The following is a 20,225-nucleotide window of genomic DNA, read 5'->3' as shown; positions in this document are numbered from 1 at the left end:
AATTGGGACGATGCGGCTGCGCAGCTCGGGGCGGCCGAGTGACTCGGAGTCGAGTGCACTCGGCCGCCCCGCCGAGCTAGCGCCTGGGAAGACGATCGGTCACGGTCGTCTAGCTCCGTACTTCGCGGGTCGGTGATTCGTATGGTGTGACCGGTCCGGGGGTGTCCTGGGCCGGTGGTGTGGCGTTGGGTGGGGTGTGACGAAGTCTTCCCGGTCCCCGCGGCCACGGACGGTGCGGCCACGCATGAACTGCGTGGTCAGCGCCGTGGTGGAGAAGCGTCTGGGCGCTCTGCCTGTCGCTGCCGAGTTTCTGCGCCGGCTGGACCTGGCCGGGACCGTCGACCGGTTGTGCCCGGGCCGCGACATCGCTCATGTGACGCATGGCGCGGTCATCGAGACGCTGGTGGCCAACCGGCTGACCGCGCCCGCCCCGCTGTGGCGGGTGGACGACTGGGCCCGCGAGTGGGCGGTGGAGGACGTCTTCGGCATCGAGCCGGAGCTGCTCAACGACGACCGCCTGGGCCGGGCGCTGGACGCCGTCGCCCCGCACCTTCAGGAGATCACCGACAGCGTCGGCGCCCGCGCGATCGGCGAGTTCGGCATCGATGTGTCCACGTTCCACTGGGACATGACGTCCATGTCCCTGCACGGCGCCTACCCGGCCGATGACCAGGACGAGGACTATCCCCAGGTCAGGCACGGGCATCCCAAGGACCGCAGGTACGACCTCAAGCAGATCCAGACCGGCCTGGCGGTGACCGGCGACGGCGGTATCCCGCTGCTGTCGCGCGTCATCGACGGCGGAGCCGCGGAGATCTCCCAGATCACCTCCACCATGAACAGCCTGCGGGCGATAGCAGGGCCCAAGGAGTTCTTGCTGATCGCCGACTCCAAACTCGTCTCCTACCACAACGTCACCGCGCTGATCGCGGCCAGAACGGCGTTCATCGCCCCGGCCCCGGCCTCCATGGTCGACGACGCGGTCTATGCGGCCCTCGACCTCGATGCGGCCACCGTCGTGGACTACGTCCCGGCCCGGGACGAGAACACCCCGGACGACCGGCGGGAGACCTACCGCGTGCTGGAGGACACCCACGTCCTGACGGGACCACGCAAGCGTGACCCCAAGGCAGAAGTCCGCCGGATCCTGGTGCACTCCACCGGCAATGCCAAAGGCCAGCAGCGGGCCCGCGAGAAACGCCTGGCCAAAGCACGCGAAGACCTCGAAAAACTCCAACGAGGCGCCGGCGGGCGCTACTACAACACAGCGGAGAAGGTCACCGCACGCATCGGCGTGATCGCCAAGACCCGGCGGGTGACCGACTGCCTGCGCACGACCGTCACCACCGACACCGCCGGCCGACCCGCCCTGCACTGGCACTTCGACCAGGCCGTGCTCGATGCCGAGGCGGCAGTCGACGGCTGGTACGCGTTGCTGACCACCCTCACCCCCGAACAGGCCGATGCCGCCGAGGTCCTGCGGCGCCACAAAGGCCAGGGTGCCGTCGAGCGCCGCTACGGAAACTTCAAAGGCCCCCTGGCCGTCACCCCGATCTTCGTCCAGGACAACAAGCGCCTCGCCGCACTGGTCACCGTGATCTGCCTGGCCCTGCTGGTGTTCTGCCTGATCGAGCGCCAGGTCCGCCGGGCCCTGGGGGGCGATCAGAAGATGCAGGGCCTGTATCCGGGAAACCAGAGAGTCCGTCCCACGGGACGGATGATCCTCTACCACCTCTCCGGCCTGCGGCTGCGGGTCGGCCATGCCACCGACCCGCCCACCATCGTCATCAGCCGAGGAGTCCAGCTTCATCTCCTCGACCTCCTTGGCCTGGAACCCACACATCCCCGCTGGCCAGAGACCTGAACGAGCTACCCGCGAAGTACGGATCTAGCGAAGCGACCGCAGGCCCGTACGGACCTCGTCGACGAGGAGCTCCGGCTGCTCCCAGGCCGCGAAGTGGCCACCCTTGGGGAGCCGGTTGTAGTGGATGAGGTTCGGGTACGCCTGCTCCGCCCAGCTCTTGGGCGCCTGGTACAGCTCCTCGGGGAAGACGCTCGCGGCGACCGGGAGGGTGACGCCTCTGGCGCCGAAGAACGGGTGCTTGTTCTCCCCGTACAGACGCGCGGCGGAGACGGCCGTCTTCGTCAGCCAGAACAGCGTGATGTTGTCCAGGACATCGTCGCGCGTCAGGCCTTCCTTCTCTCCGGCGAAGGACCGGGAGATCATGGCCAGGCTGTCCCTGTCGTGGTCGAGCATGAAGGCCGCCAGGCCGACGGGGGAATCCACCAGCCCGGTCAGCGTCTGCGGACGGGACCCCATGATGTAGGCGTAGTAGACGTGCCGGTACACGAAGTCCAGCTGCTCGACCGCCGCCTTCTCCTCGTCGTTGGCGAGGACGACGTCGGACGGCAGGGGGTTGCCGACGATGAGGGCCTGCTCGATGGCGGGCGGCACCACCTTCGGCAGGTTGACGTGGATGCCGACCAGGCCCTCGGGCTGCTGCACGGCCATGGCGTCAGTAACGATCGCACCCCAGTCGCCGCCCTGCGCCGCGTACTTGGTGTAGCCGAGGCGCTTCATCAGCTCGGCCCAGGCACGGGCGATGCGGTCGGGGTCCCAGCCCTTCGCGGTCGGCTTGCCCGAGAATCCGTAGCCGGGCATCGACGGAATCACCAGGTGGAAGGCGTCAGAGGCGTCCCCGCCGTGGGCCGTGGGATCGGTGAGCGGCTCGATGATCTTCAGCTGCTCGATGATCGAGCCGGGCCAGCCGTGCGTGACGATGAGCGGCAGGGCGTTTTCGTGCTTCGAGCGGATGTGGATGAAGTGGATGTCCAGCCCGTCGATCTCGGTGATGAAGTTGGGCAGGGCCTTCAGTTTCGCCTCGACCTTGCGCCAGTCGTACTCCGTCGCCCAGTAGCGCGCGAGCTCCTGGATCGTGGCGAGCTGCGTGCCCTGCGACTGATCCTCGACGGTCTCCTTCTCCGGGAAACGCGTGGCCTCAATCCGCCGGCGCAGGTCCTCAAGCTCCGCGTCGGGGAACTCGAACGTGAACGGCCGAATCGCCGTTGCTTCGGGAGTGACAGACATATGGGTGGTTCTCCTTGCTGTGCCCAGCGACTCCATGCCGCTGGCTCGTCCACCTTGGACTGGGCCGGCGCGCGTCGCCCCAGGGAAACCCCCGGGGGTCAGCCCCGTGGCCGGTCCCGGGGTCGGGCCTGAGCCCGCACAACCACCAAAAACCCCCAAATGGGAATAAAATTAGGCTACCGTAGAGCAGGAGACCAGGTAGATCGACTCATGGGTGTACCCGCCATCGATTCGCAGGTCGCACCGCGTGGCCGGGCCCAGGAGCTGGCCGCGCTGGAGCGGGTGCTGGCCACAGCGCGGGCGGGCAGCAGCGCGGTTCTCGTCCTGCGCGGCGAGGCGGGGATCGGCAAGACCGCGTTGCTGGACTACGCAGCCGACCGGGCAGTCGGATTCCGCACCGTCGCGTTCGCGGGCATCGAGTCGGAGATGGAGCTTCCGTTCGCGGGCCTTCATCAGCTCTGCACGCCCCTACTGGACCGGCTTCAGCGGTTGCCCAGACCGCAGCGCGATGCACTGTCCGTGGCGTTCGGACTACGGGAAGGCGAGGCACCTCATCGGTTCCTGGTGGGGCTGGCCGTGCTCGATCTACTGGCTGGCGCCGCCGGAGACCGGCCGTTGGCCTGCCTTGTTGACGATGCGCAGTGGCTCGATGACGGGTCCCTACAAGTACTGGCTTTCGTCGCCAGGCGGTTGAAGGCCGAATCGGTGGCTTTGATCTTCGCCCTGCGGGAGCCCGAAGACGATGGCGTTCGTGAGCTGGCCGGTCTGCCGGAGCTGATCGTCGAAGGACTCAGCGAGCCCGACGCACGTGCCCTGCTGGCTTCAACCCTTCGCGTGCCGCTCGACCCACTCGTACGGGACCGGATCGTGGCCGAGGCACACGGCAATCCGATGGCTCTGCTGCAGTTGCCGCGTGCGCTCGAGCCTGCCGAGTTGGCAGGCGGCTTCGGCCTCCCCGGCACGCGCCCCGTATCCAGCTCTATCGAGACCCGCTTCCATCAGCGGTTCCGATCACTTCCGCAGGACAGCCAGCGGCTTCTGTTGACCGCCGCGGCCGACCCGACCGGAGACGTGTGTCTGTTGTGGCGCGCAGCCGGTCTGCAGGACATACCGGGGGATGCCGCAGTGCCGGCCGAGACTGCGGGACTTATCGAGTTCGGCACCAGGGTGCGGTTCCATCATCCCCTGGTGCGCTCGTCCATCTACCGGAGAACGTCCGCGCCGTACCGCCGGGCGGCGCACCGTGCGCTGGCGGAAGCCACCGATCCACGCCTTGATCCTGATCGCAGGGCGTGGCATCGCGCTCACGCTGCCGCCCAGCCCGACGAGAGCGTCGCCGTCGACCTGGAGCGCTCGGCCGACCGGGCCCAGGGCCGGGGAGGGGTCGCGGCGGCGGCCTCGTTCCTGCGGCGGGCGGCGGAGCTGACACCCGACCCCGCACGCCGCGTCGCCCGTGCACTGGCCGCCGCTCAGGCCGAGATCGACGCCGGCGGGGCCGACCACGCCCACAACATGCTGACTGTCGCTGAGGCCGGCCCGCTCGACGACCTGCAGCGCGCCCGGCTGGAGCGGCTGCGGGCCCGGCTGGTCTTCGCCCAGCTGCGCAGCGGCGAAGCGCCCCGGCTTCTGCTCGACGCCGCGCACCGGCTGGCGCCCCTCGACGCCGCCCTCGCCCGTGACACCCTGCTGGAAGCGCTGGGCGCGGCGGTCTTCGCCGGCCGTCTCAGCGAGGGGCCCGGACTGCGGGAGGTGGCCGAGGCGGCCCGCGCCGGCCCACCGCCGTCGAGGCCGCCGCGGATGGTCGACATCCTCCTGGACGGCATGGCCGGGCTGATCATCGACGGCCACACCGGCGGCGTCGACGGTCTCAGGCGTGCCCTGCACGCCGTCCGGCAGGAGCAGCGATCAGGAGCGGGGCATGCGGAGAAGCGCTGGCTGTGGCTGGCGTTCCGGGTGACACCAGAGCCTCTCGCTCCGGAGCTCTGGGACGACGAGGCATGGCACGAGCTGGCGGCCGGCGCCGCCGCCGTCGCCCGCGAGGCGGGTGCGCTCGCCGTCCTCCCGATGACGCTGTCCTACCAGGCGTGCTGCCACGTGTATGCCGGCGAGTTCGCCACCGCGGCGGCTCTCGTCGACGAGGCGACGACGATCTCGGAAGCGGTCGGCGGCGTACCCATGATGTACACGTCCCTGGTGCTCGCCGCCTGGCGCGGCCAGGAGTTCCAGGCACGGAACCTCATCGACACCACCATCGAAGAGGTACGGGCTCGCGGCGAGGGACGCGTACTCAGCCTCGCCGAATACGCGACTGCGGTCCTGTACAACAGCCTCGGCCGCTACGACGATGCACTGGCGGCCGCGACGCGCGCGTGCCAGTACGAGGATCTGGGCTTCTTCGGCTGGGCATTGGTCGAACTGATCGAGGCCGCCGCCCGCAACGGGCAGCCGGAGGCCGCCGCGTCCGCGCTGGAGAAGCTCACCGAACGCACCCGCGCGAGCGGCACCGATTGGGCACTTGGCACAGAGGCGTGTTCGCGCGCGCTCCTGAGCGACGACCGGGCTGCTGATGCGCTCTACCAGAAGGCAATTGAGCATTTCGAACGATGCCGGACCGCCGTCCATCTGGCCCGCGCCCGTCTGCTGTACGGCGAGTGGTTGCGCCGCCAGAACCGCCGCAAGGAGGGCCGCGCCCAACTACACTCCGCTTACGAGGTGTTCAGCTGCATCGGAGCCGACGGCTTCGCCGAGCGCGCCCGCAGGGAGCTTCTGGCGACCGGAGAGACTGCGAGCAAGCGGGCGGTCGGCGCCGTCTCCGAGCTCACCGGCCAGGAGGCCCAAATCGCCAGGCTGGCCAGGGATGGCCACACCAACACCGAGATCGGCGCCCAACTGTTCATCAGCCCGCGCACGGTGGAGTGGCACCTCGGCAACGTCTTCGCCAAGCTCGGCATCAGCTCGCGCAGACACCTCCGCTCAGCGCTGTCTTCTCCGGAACCGGGGCGGGGTAACCAGCAGCGGATGCCGCATGGGGAAGCGGCGCCGTGGGGCTCCGGGCCGCTGCTTGCTTGACGGCAACTCTGGCCGATGATCAATGCCGTCGACGATCGATCCGGAAGACCACAGACCCTCCGTCCACCAGCGTGCCCAGGCGTGCGGTTAGTTTTGTGTCGAGACCGCCTGCTCCGCACCGGCCGCCAGCCGTGGCCCGGCCGTCACCGGCTCACGGGATCGCCTTCGGCGCCGTCGGTCTGCGTGCGCAGCATCGTGTGGCCGCCGTGGCGCAAGGGTGTGTCCAGCTTCAATCGGGCTGCTTCGTTGCCTGTTCGGGCGTCGAAGACGTGGACTTCGCGGTGGCCGCCGCGGGTGACGGCTATCCAGTCCGCGCCCGGTGAGGCGGCCACCGCACGGCGTTGCGCGCCCTCCCAGGAGGTGCTGCCGCGGCGGCGGCGCGCCGTCCAGGGCGGGGAGGGGGACGCGGCGAGCGGTGTCGTCGGCGTCCAGGAGGATGAGTTCGTCGCCGTCCGGGTGAATGCGGGTGAACGCGGTGTGGTGTCGGGCGAGGGCCAGCCGGAAAACCAGGCCGGGGCCGAGCTTGGTCAGGGTCGTGCGGTTCGTCTCCAGGTCGTGGCGCCACGCCTGGTTGGTCCATTCCGGCCATCGCTGCGGGTCTGCGGGACCGCCCCGCAGCGTCGGAAAAACGAATGAGACAGTGGCGGCGTCGCCCCGGATGACACGCACGACGACGGCTCACCGTCGTCGACGCTGAAAGTCACTGCCTCCGGGCCGCACTCGCCGCCAGGGCGCTTGAACGCGACCGCGTAGGCGTGGTCAGCCTCGCGCGGCTGCGGAAGTGCTTTACGATCCGGGGCCTTCCCGCAGTGGGACGACGATCAGGACCAGGACTTCCCGAACCGAGGACATCTGGCGTGGGAGTTGCCGGAGGACGAGGACGCCGGGTTGAAGGCCAGGGTGCGGCGGGTGACGATCCGATGCGGCTCGTGGTGCTTCTTGAGTGGAAGGATCGGTGTCATGGGCACCGAGAAGGGCTGGGTGTACAGGGTCGACGAGCCGCACGGCTCGCAGGGCTGGCGCCCCTACGGTGGCCATTCCGAGCGGTGGCGGGGGACCATCACTGCCGTCGATCCCGAGGAGGACGCTGAGTATGTTGCCGCCCTCGTCGTCACCGACCTGGTGACCGAGCGGGAGGTGCGTGGCGGCGGGCGGAGGCACGTGCGAGTGATCGTCTGGGAGGACGAGGAAGGCGACGGCCCTGAGGACGCGGCCTTCACCGTGGAGATACAGCCCGACATCGATGCAGAGTGACCGATCCGGCCGCGGGAGGACAGGCTTGGTGCTCTTCAGTTCTGCGTGGCAGAGCCTTCGCACCGCGGTCAGGCCCGTGCGAAGGCTCCGAGGGCAAAACAGTCCCCGGTAGTGCTGCGCGTGTCCTGAAGCTTCAGTCGTCACTGTTGCCTCGGTGTCGCGCCGGCTTGCCGGGGGCCTGAACCACATCCTGTCCGAGTCACCCCGCCGACTAGACCCGTACTTCGCGGGTCGTTGATTCGTATGGTGTGACCGGTCCGGGGGTGTCCCGGGCCGGTGGTGTGGCGTTGGGTGGGGTGTGTCGATGACTTCCTGGTCCCCGCGGCCACGGTCTCAGCGTCAGCGCCTTGAAGTGGCGGTGACGTCCGTGGTGGAGAAGCGTCTGGGCGCTCTGCCTGTCGCTGCCGAGTTTCTGCGCCGGCTGGATGTCGCCGGGATCGTCGACGAGGTGTGTCCTGGTGGCGCGAGTGCGCTGGTGACGCACGGGCAGGTGATCGAGGCGTTGGTGGCCAACCGGCTGACGTCGCCCGCGCCGCTGGTGCGGGTGGAGGACTGGGCCAGGTGCTGGGCGGTGGAGGAGGTCTTCGGGATCGAGCCCGGTCTGCTCAACGATGACCGTCTGGCCCGGGCACTGGATGCGGTCGCTCCGCACCTGGAGCACATCGCGGGCACGGTCGGGGCACGGGCGATCGGTGGGTTCGGGGTCGATGTGGCGCGGATGCACTGGGACATGACCAGCATGTCCGTGCACGGGGCCTTCCCGGCCGAGGGCCAGGACGAGGACTACCCGCTGAGCGGCTACGGGCATCCCAAGGACCGGCGCTTCGATCTGAAGCAGGTCCAGGCCGGACTCGCAGTGTCGGCCGACGGCGGCATCCCGCTCCATGCCGGGTCTTCGGGGCGGGGCGGCCGAGGTCAGCCAGGTCGTCGGCGCGATGAAGGACCTGCGGACCATGGCCGGCGAACGCGACTTCCTGATGGTCGCCGACTCCAAGCTGGTGTCCTACTCCAACGTCAGTGCCCTGCTGGCGGCCGGGGTCCACTTCATCGCCCCGGCCCCGGCCGCGCAGGTCAAGGACGAGGTCTATGCCGCCCTCGATCTCGCGCAGGCCACCGTCGTGGACTGGACGCCGGACCGGGAGGCGAGCAAGCCCGCCGGGCAGCGCGAGACCTACCGCGTGCTGGAGGACACCCACACCCTGACCGGGCCCCGCAAGAGCGATCCGCCGCTCACCGTCCGGCGGATCCTGGTCCACTCCACCGCGAACGCCGCCGGCCAGCAAGCCGCCCGGGACAAACGCCTGGCCAAGGCCGCAGAGGACCTGAACAAGCTCACCGCTGCGGCTGGCGGGCGCCACTACAGGACCCGGGAGAAGATCGTCGCCCGGATCGGTGTCATCGCCGCCAAGCGCCGTGTCACCTCCTGCCTGCGCTGGACCGTCACCGACAACGAGGACGGCACCCCGGTCCTGGCCTGGCACTTCGACACCAGCGTGCTGAAGGCCGAAGCCGTGGTCGACGGCTGGTACGCACTGCTGACGTCCGTCCCCGCCGACCAGGCGGACGCCGGGCAGATTCTGATCCACTACAAGGGCCAGGGCGCGGTCGAACGCAGATACCACGACTTCAAGGGCCCGCTCGCGGTCGCGCCGGTCTTCGTGCAGCACAACCGGCGCGTTGCCGCCCTGATCCAGGTCATCTGCCTGGCCCTGCTGGTCTTCTGCCTCATCGAGCGGCAGGTCAGACGGGCGCTCGGCCCCGAGCAGACCATGAGCGGCCTCTACCCCGACAACCGCCGCGTCCGCCCCACCGGCCGCATGATCTTCTACCACCTCGGCGAACTCACCCTGCGGATCGGCAACGTCACCGACCCGCCCACCGTCCAGATCACCCGCGGCGTCCAACTCCACCTCCTCGACCTCCTTGACACCGACATCGGCCAAACCCGCTGGCCACAGACCTGAAACGGTGACCCGCGAAGTCCGGGACTAGACGTCCTCACCGGCTTTGTGGCTCTTTCGGTGTTGTGGTCTAGTAGGGCTTGGTTAGGTTGGGGCGGATCTGGTGTGTTGGGGCGAGGGCAGTGGTGTCCGGCACAGAGGGCATTGCCCCGTCCAGCAGGCCAGCAGGACCTGCAGTCCGGCTACGACCTGGTAGGTCGTCAGGCCGCGGCCGGGTCTGGAGGGCGCAGCCGCTCCAGGGTGCAGAACGCCTGGGCGACCGAGGCCAGGGTGAGGTGCCGGTGGAAGCCGTTGAAGGTGCGGCCTTCGAAGTGGCCCAGGCCCAGGGCGGTCTTCAGCTCGCGGTAGTCGTGCTCGACCCGCCAGCGGATCTTCGCCGAGCGCACCAGGTGCCGCAGCGGGACATCCGCGGGCAGCGTGGACAGCCAGTACTTGGTCGGCTCCTTCTCGCCGGCGGGCCACTCGGCCAGCAGCCAGCACACCGGCAGGTCCTGTCCGGGGTGTGCACGGCGCAGCCGCACCCCGGCCGGGCGCACCCGCAGCGCGGCGAACCGCGAGCGCAACGGCCCCTTGCTGCCCTGGCGCCAGGTGACCGTGCGCAGCGCGCCGCGCCCGCCGTGGACGACCAGCTCCCGTACCGAGGTGGGCGCCTGCCGGTAGCGGGGCACCGGGGGCCGGCCGGTGCCCGACCAGGCCGGAGCGGTGCGCAGGGCGGTCTCGGGCAGCACCGCGGTGTCCGAGCGCACCCCGACCACGTAGCCGATGCCGCGCTCTTCCAACGCCAGCCGGAAGGCGCCGTCCTGGCCGTAGCCCTCGTCGGCCACGATCAGCGGCGGGTCCAGCCCCCAGCACCGCAGCTCGTCGACCATGTCGACGGCCAGCTGCCACTTCTCGACATGCCCGGCCTCGTCGGGGATGTGGGCACGGCGGCGGCGCTCAGCCACCTGGTCGGCGTCCTCGGCAGGGGCGGCGGCGACGTCCCACTGCTGGGGCAGGAACAGCCGCCAGTTCACCGGGCAGGAGGCGGCGTCGGTGACCAGGTGCACGCTCGGGGCGACCTGACAGTTGGCGGTCTTGCCCAACGCGCCGCAGTACTGCGCGGCCACCCCCGGGGAGGCGTGGCCGTCCTTGGGGAAGGACACGTCGTCGATCACCCAGGCGGCCGGGCGGATGACCGGCTCCATCGTCCAGGCCAGCTCGGCCAGCACCATCTGATGGGACCACGGGGCGTCGGCCAGGAACTGCTGCAGCCCCTGCCGGTCCACCCCCAGCCGGGCGGCCATCGGCTCCATCGACTTGCGCCGCCCCTCGCCGAGCAGCCCGCGCACATACCGCTCGCCCCACCGCCGCTGGTCGGACCGCCCCAGCGGGGCGAACACCTCGGCCGCGAACGCCGCCAGCCGGTCCTGGGCCTCCACCAGCTCCCGCGGGGTCATGGCCCTCACCTCCGCAAGGCCAACACACCATTCCCCATCCAAGATAACCAAGCCCTACTAGTAATCAGACTGCCCGCGCGCAGTGCGGCCGCGATCATGGTGGTCTCCGCCAGTTCCTCCTGGGTCGCGCCAGCGGCGTGCGCGGCCTTGGTGTGCGCCTCGATGCAGTACGCGCACTGGGTGATCAGTGCCACGGCCACGGCCATGAGCTCGGGGTACTTGCGAGGGATGACCTTGTCGGAGCCGGAGAGGGCGGCCTGGTCGAAGGCCAGGAACGCCTTGAATGCCGTCGGAGCGCCGACGCGGAGGTTCTTGGCGTACTGGTGGTCGCTGTGGTCGTGGTACGACACGTGTGCTCCTGTGATGTCCGTCAATGAGCGGGTGTTGCCCCGGGCGGCGCCGCCCGGGGGCTGTGGATGAGGTGGTAGTGAGGCAGGTCAGTTGCGTCCGGCCATGACGCCGCCGTCGATGTCCCAGACGGCGCCGGTGACCCAGTCGGTCTGGCTCGACAGGAGGAAGGCGACGGTGGCGGCGACGTCGTCGGAGGTGCCGGTGCGGCCGAGGGGGTGGAAGGTGTTGAACCCGTCGAGCGCGGAGTCGACGTCCGCCTTGGGGATGAACTCCTCGTAGATGGGGGTGCGCACGACGGCGGGGGCGACCGCGTTGACGCGGATGCCGTGCGAGGCGAGTTCCATCGCGAGGTGCTGGGTGAGGGAGTGCAGTGCGGCCTTGGCCATCGAGTACGCCGACGAGGGCGTGGCGGCGATGGCCTGGTGCGCCCACATGGAGCCGATGTTGACGACGGCTCCCTTCGTGCCGCGGGCGATCATGTTGCCGGCGACGGTCTGGGTGAGGAAGAAGAAGGCCCGGTTGATGGCCTGGTAGCGGTCGTAGTCCTCGGACGTGTGCTCCAGGAAGGACTTCAGGGCGAACACGCCGGCCGCGTTGACGAGGAGGGTGGCATCGGCGTGCTCCTCGGTGAGGACGGCGCGCAGACGGTCGACAGCCACGGGGTCGGCCAGGTCGGCTGCCAGGCCGATGGCCTTGCCGTGGGGGGACAGGGCGGCTGCCGCCTCGTCGGCGCTCGCCTGGGTGCGGCCGGTGACGACGGCGCTGCCGCCGGCATCGAGGACGTGGCGGGCGACGGCGTAGCCCATGCCGCTGGTGCCGCCGATGACGACGACCTTCTGCCCGGTGAAGTCGAGGGTGGTGCTGGACATGTGGTGCTCCTGTTTCGTGCTGGTCAGGCGTAGGGGTTGAGGACGAGGTAGCCGTCGACGCGGCTGAGCCGGTCCGAGGCGGGGTCGGGCGGGAGCGCGTGGCCGAGGTCTTCGGTACGGACCTCGCTGATCCACTGGTCGTGCTGGTACTCGTGGTTGATCAGTGCGGTCAGCAGGTGGGTGGCGACGACGGTCAGTTGGGTGGGGGCGCCGACGTTGCCGGCGGCGATGTCGCCGATGCGGGCGTGGACGCGTTCGGCGACGGTGTCGCGGAAGGCGGTGAGCCGTTCGACGGTGGGCAGCGCGCCGCGGAACTTCTCCGGATTCGCGGAGTCCATGAGCGCGTCCAGTTCCGGGTCGGGGCTGGGCTCGGCCGCGGTGAGGTTGCGGATCATGAAGTGGGCGACGTGGGCCTGGTGGCCGAGATGCCAGCCGATGGCACTGGAGTTCCCGTGCGGGCGCCAGGTCACCTCGTCCGGCGTGAGGTCTCTCCACAGCTCGTCGGTGTAGGCGCGGGCACGGTCGTACTCGCGTAGCAGCGCTTTGAGGTCGTCCATGACTCCACCCGGGGATCAGACGGTGTCGTAGACGCGCACCTCGGGTGCCGCCTTCAACAGCGGGGACAGGCCACCGACCACATCGCGGGTGAACAGGTCGCTCGCCAGGTACGCCTTCGCGTCGGCCACGGTCTGGAAGCCGTGGAGGACCTGGACGTCCTCGTCGCGGACGAGGAGCTGCTTGCTGATGGCGCCGGGGACGGTGTCCAGGAACGGCTGCTTGTACTTCTCGTACACGCCGGCGGCCGCGATTCGGTTGGCCGGCTCCACCTGCAGTGTGATTTCAAGATATGCCATGGTTATGCCTCGCTCGATCGGCAGGGAATGAGCGGAGCGGTGTGTACCGCAACGTGCCTGCCAAGTTAGGCACTCCATGCGAGGTCCGGTAGAGGATCCCTTTGAATCAGGGTATAAGCAGTGCATATGGCTAGCGGGCGGCGGCGAGCCCGTCGGCCAGTCGGAGAAGGTCCACAGCGAGCGGGGAGTCGGCGCTCCACACCGCTTCGAAGGAGATCTGTACCTCGCGGCCCTCGTTCATCAGTGGCCGGTGCGGGACGTCGGGTGAGGTGAGCTTGGAGCGGGGGACCATGGCCGAGCCCAGGCCGAGCTTCGTCCAGTCCTCCAGGACCTGGTAGCTGGCGGCTTCTCCCGGATAGGTGCACAGAGGCATCTCGTGCGCCTGGAAGAGCTGTGTGGTGAACGTGGTCAGGCCGCAGGTGTCCGGAACGAGGATGAACTGCTCCTTGCCGGCCTCTTCGAGTTCGAGCGGAGCGTCCGCTGCGGAATCGGGGGTGACGACGACGATCGGCTCGACGTCGATGACCCGGTGCTCGAAGCGCGGCATCGCGGCGACGGCCGGGATCAGGATGATGTCGAGCTGGCCGGCCAGCAGGCATTCGCGCAGGTCCTGCATGTTCGCCTCGCGCAGCACGAGGTCGCGGGGCACGGGAAGGCCGCGCACCATGCTGAACGCGCGGGCGACCAGGTGGGCGCCGATCAGGGGCGAGACGCCCACGCGGATCTTCTGCTCGCCGGGTTCGGTCAACCGCCTGGCCTCCGCCGCGACGGCGTCGAGCGCGACCAGGGCGCGCTCGATCAACGGCAGGATCCGCGCGCCGAACGCCGTCTGGGTCACACCGCGCGGCGACCGGTCGAACAGCCGGTCGCCGAGGCGCTCCTCCAGTTTGGCGATCCCGTTGGACAGGGCAGGCTGGGTGACGCCGTAAGCCCGTGCGGCGGCGCTGAACGACTTGGTCTCGGCGACTGCCTGCGCATACCGGAGTCCTTCGGGATTCAGGCGATCGATCATAGCCACGGCTTATCGCTCCATTCACTGATGTCCCCTACCGGACTGGTTTACCTCCGCCTACGGTGGGGCTCCTGCTCATTCAGCATAACCAGCAGCTATATGCATCGTCGTTCGGAAGGCAAGAGGCACCATGTCAGACACTGCCGTGACCATGGTCGTGACCGAGCCCCGAGGCCCTCTTCACCCCTCCATGGCCGAGACGGCATCGCCGACGGGCACGTGGGTCCGGGTGTCCGTCACGGCGAGCGGCGTGTGCAACGCCGACATCGCAACAGCCGCGGCCACCGGCTCCGGTACGTCCTTCCCGGTCACTCCCGGGCACGAGGTCGCCGGTGTCATCGCCGAGGTGGGCGACCAGGTCGAGGGCTGGTCGGTCGGAGACCGCGTGGCCGTCGGCTGGTTCGGCGGCAGCTGCGGGCACTGCGCGTTCTGCCGGGCGGGCGACGTCGTCCACTGCCCCGAACGCAAGGTGCCCGGCCTGTCCTACCCGGGCGGCTGGGCCCAGAGCATCACCGTGCCCGCCGACGCGCTCGCGCGCATCCCCGACGGACTCGACCTCTTCGACGCCGCCCCGTTCGGCTGCGCGGGCGTGACGACCTTCAACGCCGTGCGTAAGGCAGGCACGCGCGCGGGCGGTCGCGTCGCCGTGTTCGGGCTCGGCGGGCTGGGGCACCTCGCCGTCCAGTTCGCGGCGAAGCTCGGTTACGAGACCATCGCCATCGCCCGGGGCGGCGACCGCGAGAAGCTCGCCCGCGACCTCGGCGCCCACCACTACATCGACAGCAACGCCCAGGCGCCCGGAGCCGTCCTGAAGGAACTGGGCGGCGCCGACCTCATCGTCCACACCGCTTCCTCCACCGCCCCCGTGGACGAGCTGCTCACCGGGTTGAACGTGCACGGACAGATCACCCTCGTCGGCGTCGACGCCGGATCCGTGACCGTCCCGGCGGCCCGGCTCGTCATGAACGGCCACACCGTCACCGGACACCTGACCGGCAGCCCGCGCGAGACAGAGGAGGCGATGCGGTTCGCTGTCACCAACGGCGTACGGCCCATGATCGAGCGCATGCCGCTGGAGCAGGCCGGCGAGGCCGTGACCCGGCTGCGCTCCGGAGCTCCCCGCTTCCGCATCGTTCTGCACACCGCCAGAAGCAAGTGACCAGGCCCTCCGGGCCGTCGACCCGGCGCCTCTGCCTCAGTGCGGGCAGGTTCCCTGCCTGATGCCGATGGTTCGGCATACGCGAAGTCGGCCTGAAGAGAAAGGAAGCTCCACATGTCCCACCGGGACAGCCACGACGTGGTAGTGGTCGGCGCCGGTGCCTCCGGGCTGGCCGCCGCTACTGCCCTGCACGCCGCCGACCGCGACACCGTCTGCCTGGAGGCCCGCGACCGCATCGGCGGACGCCTGTTGTCGGCCTCCACATCGAACCTGGACCGGGCCCTCGACCTGGGAGCCACCTGGTTCTGGGACGGAGAGGAGCGCGTGCGCGACCTGGCCGCACGCAGCGGCATCAAGACCTTCGACCAGCATCTCGCCGGGGACACCCTCCTGCAGGACACCACCGGCACACACCGCCTTGCTGGCAACCTGATCGATGCCCCCTCCCGCCGTTTCGCCACCGGATCCCAGAGCCTCGTCTCCGCCCTCGCGACTGCGCTGCCCACCGACACCCTGCGGCTGAACACGCCCGTCACCGCCATCCACCCGGACGGCCGGGACGGTCTCGCCGTGCACACCCCGGACGGAACCCTGCACGCCGAGCACGTCATCCTGGCCGTCCCACCGGCCCTGGCGCTGGAGCGCATCGACTTCGGCGACGCGCTCCCCGCCGACCTCGTACACCTTGCCCGGTCCACGCCGGTCTGGATGGGGGCAGTCGCCAAGGTCGTCGCTCAATACCCCTTCGCCTTCTGGCGGGAGAGGGGACTGGCCGGTGCGGCGTTCAGCAGGACCGGCCCGCTCCAGGAGATACACGACATGTCAGGACCCGGCGGCCGACCCGCCGCACTCTTCGGATTCGCGCACGCGCGCACCGTCCGCCCCGGCTTCGACAAGGCCGTCACCGCCCAGCTTGCGCAGATCTTCGGCCCGGCCGCGGCCACCCCCGACGTCCTGCACGTGCAGAACTGGAGCGCAGAGCGGTGGACCTCCCCGTCCACCGTCCAGCGCCTTGCCGACTACTCTCTCTTCGGCCACCCCCTCTATCAGCGCCCGACACTCGACGACCGACTGCACTGGGCGTCGACCGAGACGGCGACCGAGCACGCCGGACACATCGAAGGCGCCCTCGCCTCCGGCGAGGGCGCAGCGCTGGCCGTCCTCGCGGCGCCCTCCGGCGCGAACGACCCCAGCATCAGCGTCACCACCGTCGGCAGATAAGGCTCCCCTCCGTGGACACCACTTCGATCCAGTCGTCGTCGGCTGTCAGCGCCGAGGAGGCCGGTGCGGGCAGCGGACCCGGCCGAGCGTGCCAGGCGCGGCACCGAGGACAGCATGATCCGCCTGTCCGTCGGCCTCGAAGACGCCGACGACCTGATCGCTGACCTACCCTCCGGAAGAGACATGACCAGCACTGCACCCATCGGCACGACGGCCCACATATCCGACCCCGCACAGGCACAGCGCCGTATCCTGCGCGTCCTGGTCGCCTCCCAGGTCCTCAGCGGCGCGGGCCTCGCCGCAGGCGTCACCGTCGGCGCCCTCCTCGCCCAGGACATGCTCGGCTCGACCAGCCTCGCCGGGTTGCCCAGCGCTCTGTTCACTGCCGGGTCCGCGCTGGCCGCCGTCGCCGTCGGCCGCATCTCCCAGGCCCGAGGCCGTCGCCCCGGTCTTGCCACCGGATACCTCACCGGCGCCATCGGCTCAGCCGGCGTCATCACCGCCGCTGTCCTGGACAACCCAGTCCTGCTGTTCATCGCCCTGTTCGTCTACGGCGCGGGCACCGCAACCAACCTCCAGGCCCGCTACGCCGGAGCCGACCTTGCCCCACCTGGCCACCGGGCCCGCGCCGTCTCCACCGTCCTGGTCGCCACCACCCTCGGCGGTGTCGCCGGCCCCAACCTCGCCGCGCCGACCGGCACCTTCGCCGAAACCCTCGGCATACCGAACCTCGCCGGTCCCTTCATACTCTCCGGCGCCGCCTACGCGCTGGCCGCCCTCGTCCTCGCCCTCTGGCTGCGACCCGACCCGCTGCTCCTGGCCCGCACCGTCGCCCAGGCCAAGGAAGCCGACGCCACTACGCACCCGGCCGCCTCCGACGCCGCTGACACGACAGACGGCCGCGGAGGCGTCGTCCTCGGCGCGCTGGTCATGGTCCTCACCCAGCTCGTCATGGTTGCGATCATGACCATGACGCCGGTCCACATACACGATCACGGCCATGGCACCGCCGCCTCCGGCCTCGTCATCGCCATCCACATCGGTGCCATGTACCTGCCCTCACCGCTGACAGGCTGGCTCGTCGACCGCTACGGCCGCATGAAGATCGCCGCGGCCTCCGGAATCACCCTGCTTGCCGCGGGCATCCTCGCCGCCGCAGCACCCGGTGACTCCGTCGGCCTCCTCGCGCTCGCTCTGGCCCTACTGGGGCTGGGCTGGAACTTCGGCCTCGTCTCCGGCACCGCGATCATCACGGACACTGTGCCGCTCGCCACCCGTGCCAAGACCCAGGGCCTGGTCGACGTCTCCATCGCCATCGCCGGCGCCACCGGCGGCATGGCCTCCGGCATCATGGTCGCCGCCACCAGCTACCCCGCCCTCGCCCTCACCGGCGGCATCCTCTCCCTCGCTCTCCTGCCCGCCGTCGCCGCCACCGCCTATCGTCGATGAGCACCATGAACCACTGGTTCCTGCCAGCACTACCTGGACCAGCACGGGATCCCTCGATTGAAGTCCTGGCGAGCCGTCAGCAGCTGACCTCGACCACGGCAAGATCCCCGACAGAGCAAATGCCCGACACCGCGAGCCCAGTCGTCGATCAGCGCCAGCCCGGGTTATCGGTGGGCAGGAACGTCCCGAAGAGAGACTCGTACTCATCGCCCGACTCAGTGACCACCACGTGGCCCGGTTCGGTGCTGGTCACTGCGTCCCGCAGCCGGGCGACGAGTTCAGGTACGGGCACCCGGCGCAACGACAGAGCCGCGGCGATGCGGGCCCGGTGCTCGGCGATCTCGGGTTCGTCACGAACCAGGTCCCTTTCAAGGAGCGCAGCGGCGGCCTCCATCAGATTCCTTTCGAGGGGACCACCGGCTTTAGCCGGTGGGGGAATCGAATCCGCTCATGCGCTGCGGAGCAGCGCAGCGTCTGGTCTTGGATATGAGCTACCGTCAAAAGTGGTAGCGTTTTGGTTGTGGCTAGAGGTGACCGCCGGGAGTCGCTGAACCTTCGCGTACCCCCGGATTTGAAGCGGCAGATCGAGGAATACGCCCACCGGGCGGGCATTTCGATCAACGCTGCCGCGTGCGTGCTCCTCGCCGACGCCTTGCGCCTTGAACGGAGGCGCAAGGCGTGATCCGCGCCTACAAGTTCCTGCTGCGCCCCACGGCCCGTCAGACGGTTGCGCTGGCCGAGATGCTGGCCGACCACTGCTCGCTGTACAACGGCGCGCTCCAGGAGCGCCGGGACGCCTGGCGGCACAGCTCGAAGACGAGCATCCGGTACGGCGACCAGTCCGCCCAGCTCAAGGAGATCCGGGCGTTCGACCCGGAGCGTCAGGGCCGCTGGTCGTGCTCCTCCCAGCAGGCCACCCTGCGCCGCCTGGACAAGGCGTTCGCCGCGTTCTTCCGCCGGGTCAAGAACGGCGAGAAGCCGGGGTACCCGCGCTTCAAGGGCGTCGGGCACTTCGACACCGTCGTCTTCCCCAAGGACGGCGACGGCTGCCGCTGGGACTCCACCCCGCACGATGCGCAGACCCGCGTCCGCCTCCAGGGCATCGGCCACGTCCGCGTGCACCAGCACCGGCCCGTCCACGGCCGCGTGAAGACGATCAGCATCAAGCGGGAAGGCCGCCGCTGGTACGCCGTCCTCGCCTGCGACGACGTCCCCGCCGAGCCCCTCCCGCCCACCGGCGCCGTGGTCGGCATCGACATGGGCGTGTCGCACTTCCTGACCACCTCCGACGGCGAACACATCGCCAACCCGAAGTTCCTCGACGCTGCGGCCGCCGAGCTGGCCGACGCGCAGCGGCACCTCGCCACGTTCCCCAAGCGGACCCGGCAGCGCACCAAGCGCCACCGCGCCGCCGCCCGCAAGGTCGCCAAGCTCCACGCCAGGATCCGGCGCCAGCGCCTCGACTTCCACCACAAGATCGCGCTCGCCCTGGTCCGCGGCCACGACGCGATCGCGCACGAGCGGCTCAACACCGCGGGCATGACCCGCACACCCAAGCCCAAGCCCGACCCCGGCACTCCCGGCGCGTTCCTGCCGAACGGCGCCGCCGCCAAGGCCGGGCTCAACCGCAGCATCCTCGACGCGGGTTGGGCGCAGTTCCTCGGAATCCTGGCGAACAAGGCTGAGAGCGCCGGTCGCCTCACGGTCCCGGTGGACGCGCGCAACACCTCCCGCAGCTGTCTGTCCTGCGGGCACGTTGCGAAGGAGAACCGCGTCACCCAAGCGAAGTTCCAGTGCACGGCGTGCGGGTTCGCAGCGAACGCGGACCACGTCGGCGCGACGAACGTCCTCAACAGGGCCGGGCTGGTCCTCTGCGACGTGGCCTAGCCACCGACACAGGAAGCCCGCGCGTTTACGCATGGGCGGAGTCACGGCCTCCAGGCTTCCGCCACCGGAGAACTTCAGGCAGTCCTGCCACACAGCCAGGCCAGTGATGATCTCCAGCGCGGCCGTCAAGTCGTCAGCGATAACGCCGCCCTGTCCCTCAGAACTCGCGAACACCACAGGTCGGCGTCCGTCCTGGTCATGGCACAGGAAGAAGGTTCCGCCAGCCCAGTCACCAGCGATGGGCTCCAGCGCGGCACCCGAGGCCGCTCGGACCGCCTCGCCGTGTTCGTTGCGGGAGATGCCGAACTCGAAAGACGAATGCAGCAGGTCAGCGATGCCGGGGGTGTCCCGGATCAATGCGAGCAAATGATCGGGTGAGGTCACGGCGCGGACCCTAACAGGAGCCACTGACACGGGCCCGGGACAACGAGCGAAGAAGCACCTCGACGGAAGCGAAGGACGAACGGTGGTCCCACACTTGGAGATCAATCAGTTAGTTCAGAGAAGCCTGCATCCGCTGCCCGATGCTGTCGGTCAATCCCAAGATGTTGCCCCGCCCGGAGGAGCTGGATGCCGATCTGCTGGCCCGCCGCCAACACGCGATCGACGAAGGCC

Annotated in this window: 17 protein-coding genes and 1 pseudogene; 9 read left to right on the top strand and 9 right to left on the bottom strand. The window is 69.7% G+C overall.

Features of this window, described 5'->3' with window-relative positions; translation table 11 throughout:
• The first annotated feature begins 244 nt into the window (after positions 1–244).
• Entirely contained in the window at positions 245–1,864 is a 1,620-nt protein-coding gene (locus StrepF001_RS46355; RefSeq protein WP_206306827.1) for an IS1634 family transposase, read from the top strand.
• A 24-nt stretch (positions 1,865–1,888) separates the two neighbouring features.
• Here the strand turns inward: StrepF001_RS46355 and StrepF001_RS12355 are convergent, their stop codons facing one another.
• Positions 1,889–3,088 carry an epoxide hydrolase family protein gene (locus StrepF001_RS12355; RefSeq protein ID WP_129798271.1) on the bottom strand — a complete coding sequence of 400 codons (1,200 nt, stop codon included), beginning with the start codon at positions 3,086–3,088 and terminating at the stop codon, positions 1,889–1,891.
• 210 nt (positions 3,089–3,298) lie between these two features.
• Here StrepF001_RS12355 and StrepF001_RS12350 point away from each other — a divergent pair, with 210 nt between their 5' ends.
• Positions 3,299–6,157, top strand: a complete 2,859-nt coding sequence (locus StrepF001_RS12350) for a LuxR family transcriptional regulator (protein ID WP_129798270.1) — start codon at positions 3,299–3,301, stop codon at positions 6,155–6,157.
• A gap of 143 nt (positions 6,158–6,300) precedes the next feature.
• On the opposite strand, the gene StrepF001_RS47695 is transcribed toward StrepF001_RS12350, so the two are convergent.
• The gene (locus StrepF001_RS47695) at positions 6,301–6,489 is read right to left on the bottom strand and encodes a hypothetical protein (RefSeq protein ID WP_240797436.1); all 189 of its coding nucleotides are present in this window, start codon (positions 6,487–6,489) and stop codon (positions 6,301–6,303) included.
• A gap of 628 nt (positions 6,490–7,117) precedes the next feature.
• On the opposite strand from StrepF001_RS47695, the gene StrepF001_RS12340 reads away from it, so the two are divergent.
• The 3 genes and pseudogenes from StrepF001_RS12340 (at position 7,118) to StrepF001_RS47685 (ending at position 9,375) form a co-directional block, all read left to right on the top strand.
• Entirely contained in the window at positions 7,118–7,411 is a 294-nt protein-coding gene (locus StrepF001_RS12340) for a hypothetical protein (protein ID WP_129798269.1), read from the top strand.
• Between the two features lie 304 nt (positions 7,412–7,715).
• Positions 7,716–7,997, top strand: a pseudogene (locus tag StrepF001_RS47690) (DUF4277 domain-containing protein); the annotation flags it as partial.
• A gap of 298 nt (positions 7,998–8,295) precedes the next feature.
• Entirely contained in the window at positions 8,296–9,375 is a 1,080-nt protein-coding gene (locus StrepF001_RS47685; RefSeq protein WP_240797435.1) for a hypothetical protein, read from the top strand.
• A 197-nt stretch (positions 9,376–9,572) separates the two neighbouring features.
• On the opposite strand, the gene StrepF001_RS12325 is transcribed toward StrepF001_RS47685, so the two are convergent.
• The 6 genes from StrepF001_RS12325 to StrepF001_RS12300 all read right to left on the bottom strand — a co-directional run bounded on the left by StrepF001_RS12325 (position 9,573) and on the right by StrepF001_RS12300 (position 13,894).
• Entirely contained in the window at positions 9,573–10,808 is a 1,236-nt protein-coding gene (locus tag StrepF001_RS12325) for an IS701 family transposase (RefSeq protein WP_129798268.1), read from the bottom strand.
• A gap of 5 nt (positions 10,809–10,813) precedes the next feature.
• Entirely contained in the window at positions 10,814–11,158 is a 345-nt protein-coding gene (locus StrepF001_RS12320) for a carboxymuconolactone decarboxylase family protein (RefSeq protein WP_129798267.1), read from the bottom strand.
• Between the two features lie 87 nt (positions 11,159–11,245).
• Positions 11,246–12,028 carry an SDR family oxidoreductase gene (locus StrepF001_RS12315; protein WP_129798266.1) on the bottom strand — a complete coding sequence of 261 codons (783 nt, stop codon included), beginning with the start codon at positions 12,026–12,028 and terminating at the stop codon, positions 11,246–11,248.
• Between the two features lie 23 nt (positions 12,029–12,051).
• Entirely contained in the window at positions 12,052–12,585 is a 534-nt protein-coding gene (locus StrepF001_RS12310) for a DinB family protein (protein ID WP_129798265.1), read from the bottom strand.
• Positions 12,586–12,600: 15 nt separating this feature from the next.
• Positions 12,601–12,882, bottom strand: a complete 282-nt coding sequence (locus tag StrepF001_RS12305) for a hypothetical protein (RefSeq protein WP_129798264.1) — start codon at positions 12,880–12,882, stop codon at positions 12,601–12,603.
• Between the two features lie 130 nt (positions 12,883–13,012).
• Entirely contained in the window at positions 13,013–13,894 is an 882-nt protein-coding gene (locus StrepF001_RS12300; RefSeq protein ID WP_129798450.1) for a LysR family transcriptional regulator, read from the bottom strand.
• Between the two features lie 130 nt (positions 13,895–14,024).
• Between StrepF001_RS12300 and StrepF001_RS12295 the strand changes: the two genes are divergently transcribed.
• The 3 genes from StrepF001_RS12295 to StrepF001_RS12280 all read left to right on the top strand — a co-directional run bounded on the left by StrepF001_RS12295 (position 14,025) and on the right by StrepF001_RS12280 (position 17,723).
• Positions 14,025–15,053: an alcohol dehydrogenase catalytic domain-containing protein gene (locus StrepF001_RS12295; protein WP_165396241.1), complete on the top strand. Its 1,029-nt coding sequence runs from the start codon at positions 14,025–14,027 to the stop codon at positions 15,051–15,053.
• Positions 15,054–15,167: 114 nt separating this feature from the next.
• Complete coding sequence (locus StrepF001_RS12290) at positions 15,168–16,274, top strand: FAD-dependent oxidoreductase (RefSeq protein WP_129798263.1); 1,107 nt, start codon at positions 15,168–15,170, stop codon at positions 16,272–16,274.
• Positions 16,275–16,457: 183 nt separating this feature from the next.
• Entirely contained in the window at positions 16,458–17,723 is a 1,266-nt protein-coding gene (locus tag StrepF001_RS12280; protein WP_129798262.1) for an MFS transporter, read from the top strand.
• A gap of 148 nt (positions 17,724–17,871) precedes the next feature.
• Here the strand turns inward: StrepF001_RS12280 and StrepF001_RS12275 are convergent, their stop codons facing one another.
• Positions 17,872–18,117, bottom strand: a complete 246-nt coding sequence (locus StrepF001_RS12275; RefSeq protein WP_129798261.1) for a hypothetical protein — start codon at positions 18,115–18,117, stop codon at positions 17,872–17,874.
• Positions 18,118–18,401: 284 nt separating this feature from the next.
• Here StrepF001_RS12275 and StrepF001_RS12265 point away from each other — a divergent pair, with 284 nt between their 5' ends.
• Positions 18,402–19,610, top strand: a complete 1,209-nt coding sequence (locus StrepF001_RS12265; RefSeq protein ID WP_129798259.1) for an RNA-guided endonuclease TnpB family protein — start codon at positions 18,402–18,404, stop codon at positions 19,608–19,610.
• The last annotated feature ends 615 nt before the right edge of the window (positions 19,611–20,225 follow it).

The sequence above is a fragment of the Streptomyces sp. F001 genome (genome assembly GCF_004187715.1).
In the GTDB taxonomy this organism is placed as follows: Bacteria; Actinomycetota; Actinomycetes; order Streptomycetales; family Streptomycetaceae; genus Streptomyces; species Streptomyces flavusporus.
Note: the sequence above shows the minus strand (reverse complement) of the source record. Positions and strands in the feature narration are given on the sequence as shown.

What these genes read in the sequence shown, in the direction of transcription:
- StrepF001_RS46355 (WP_206306827.1), top strand. Translation starts at nt 245, where the DNA reads ATGAACTGCGTGGTCAGCGCCGTGGTGGAGAAGCGTCTGGGCGCTCTG.
- StrepF001_RS12355 (WP_129798271.1), bottom strand. Translation starts at nt 3,088, where the DNA reads ATGTCTGTCACTCCCGAAGCAACGGCGATTCGGCCGTTCACGTTCGAG.
- StrepF001_RS12350 (WP_129798270.1), top strand. Translation starts at nt 3,299, where the DNA reads ATGGGTGTACCCGCCATCGATTCGCAGGTCGCACCGCGTGGCCGGGCC.
- StrepF001_RS12340 (WP_129798269.1), top strand. Translation starts at nt 7,118, where the DNA reads ATGGGCACCGAGAAGGGCTGGGTGTACAGGGTCGACGAGCCGCACGGC.
- StrepF001_RS47685 (WP_240797435.1), top strand. Translation starts at nt 8,296, where the DNA reads ATGCCGGGTCTTCGGGGCGGGGCGGCCGAGGTCAGCCAGGTCGTCGGC.
- StrepF001_RS12325 (WP_129798268.1), bottom strand. Translation starts at nt 10,808, where the DNA reads ATGACCCCGCGGGAGCTGGTGGAGGCCCAGGACCGGCTGGCGGCGTTC.
- StrepF001_RS12315 (WP_129798266.1), bottom strand. Translation starts at nt 12,028, where the DNA reads ATGTCCAGCACCACCCTCGACTTCACCGGGCAGAAGGTCGTCGTCATC.
- StrepF001_RS12310 (WP_129798265.1), bottom strand. Translation starts at nt 12,585, where the DNA reads ATGGACGACCTCAAAGCGCTGCTACGCGAGTACGACCGTGCCCGCGCC.
- StrepF001_RS12305 (WP_129798264.1), bottom strand. Translation starts at nt 12,882, where the DNA reads ATGGCATATCTTGAAATCACACTGCAGGTGGAGCCGGCCAACCGAATC.
- StrepF001_RS12300 (WP_129798450.1), bottom strand. Translation starts at nt 13,894, where the DNA reads ATGATCGATCGCCTGAATCCCGAAGGACTCCGGTATGCGCAGGCAGTC.
- StrepF001_RS12295 (WP_165396241.1), top strand. Translation starts at nt 14,025, where the DNA reads ATGTCAGACACTGCCGTGACCATGGTCGTGACCGAGCCCCGAGGCCCT.
- StrepF001_RS12290 (WP_129798263.1), top strand. Translation starts at nt 15,168, where the DNA reads ATGTCCCACCGGGACAGCCACGACGTGGTAGTGGTCGGCGCCGGTGCC.
- StrepF001_RS12280 (WP_129798262.1), top strand. Translation starts at nt 16,458, where the DNA reads ATGACCAGCACTGCACCCATCGGCACGACGGCCCACATATCCGACCCC.
- StrepF001_RS12275 (WP_129798261.1), bottom strand. Translation starts at nt 18,117, where the DNA reads ATGGAGGCCGCCGCTGCGCTCCTTGAAAGGGACCTGGTTCGTGACGAA.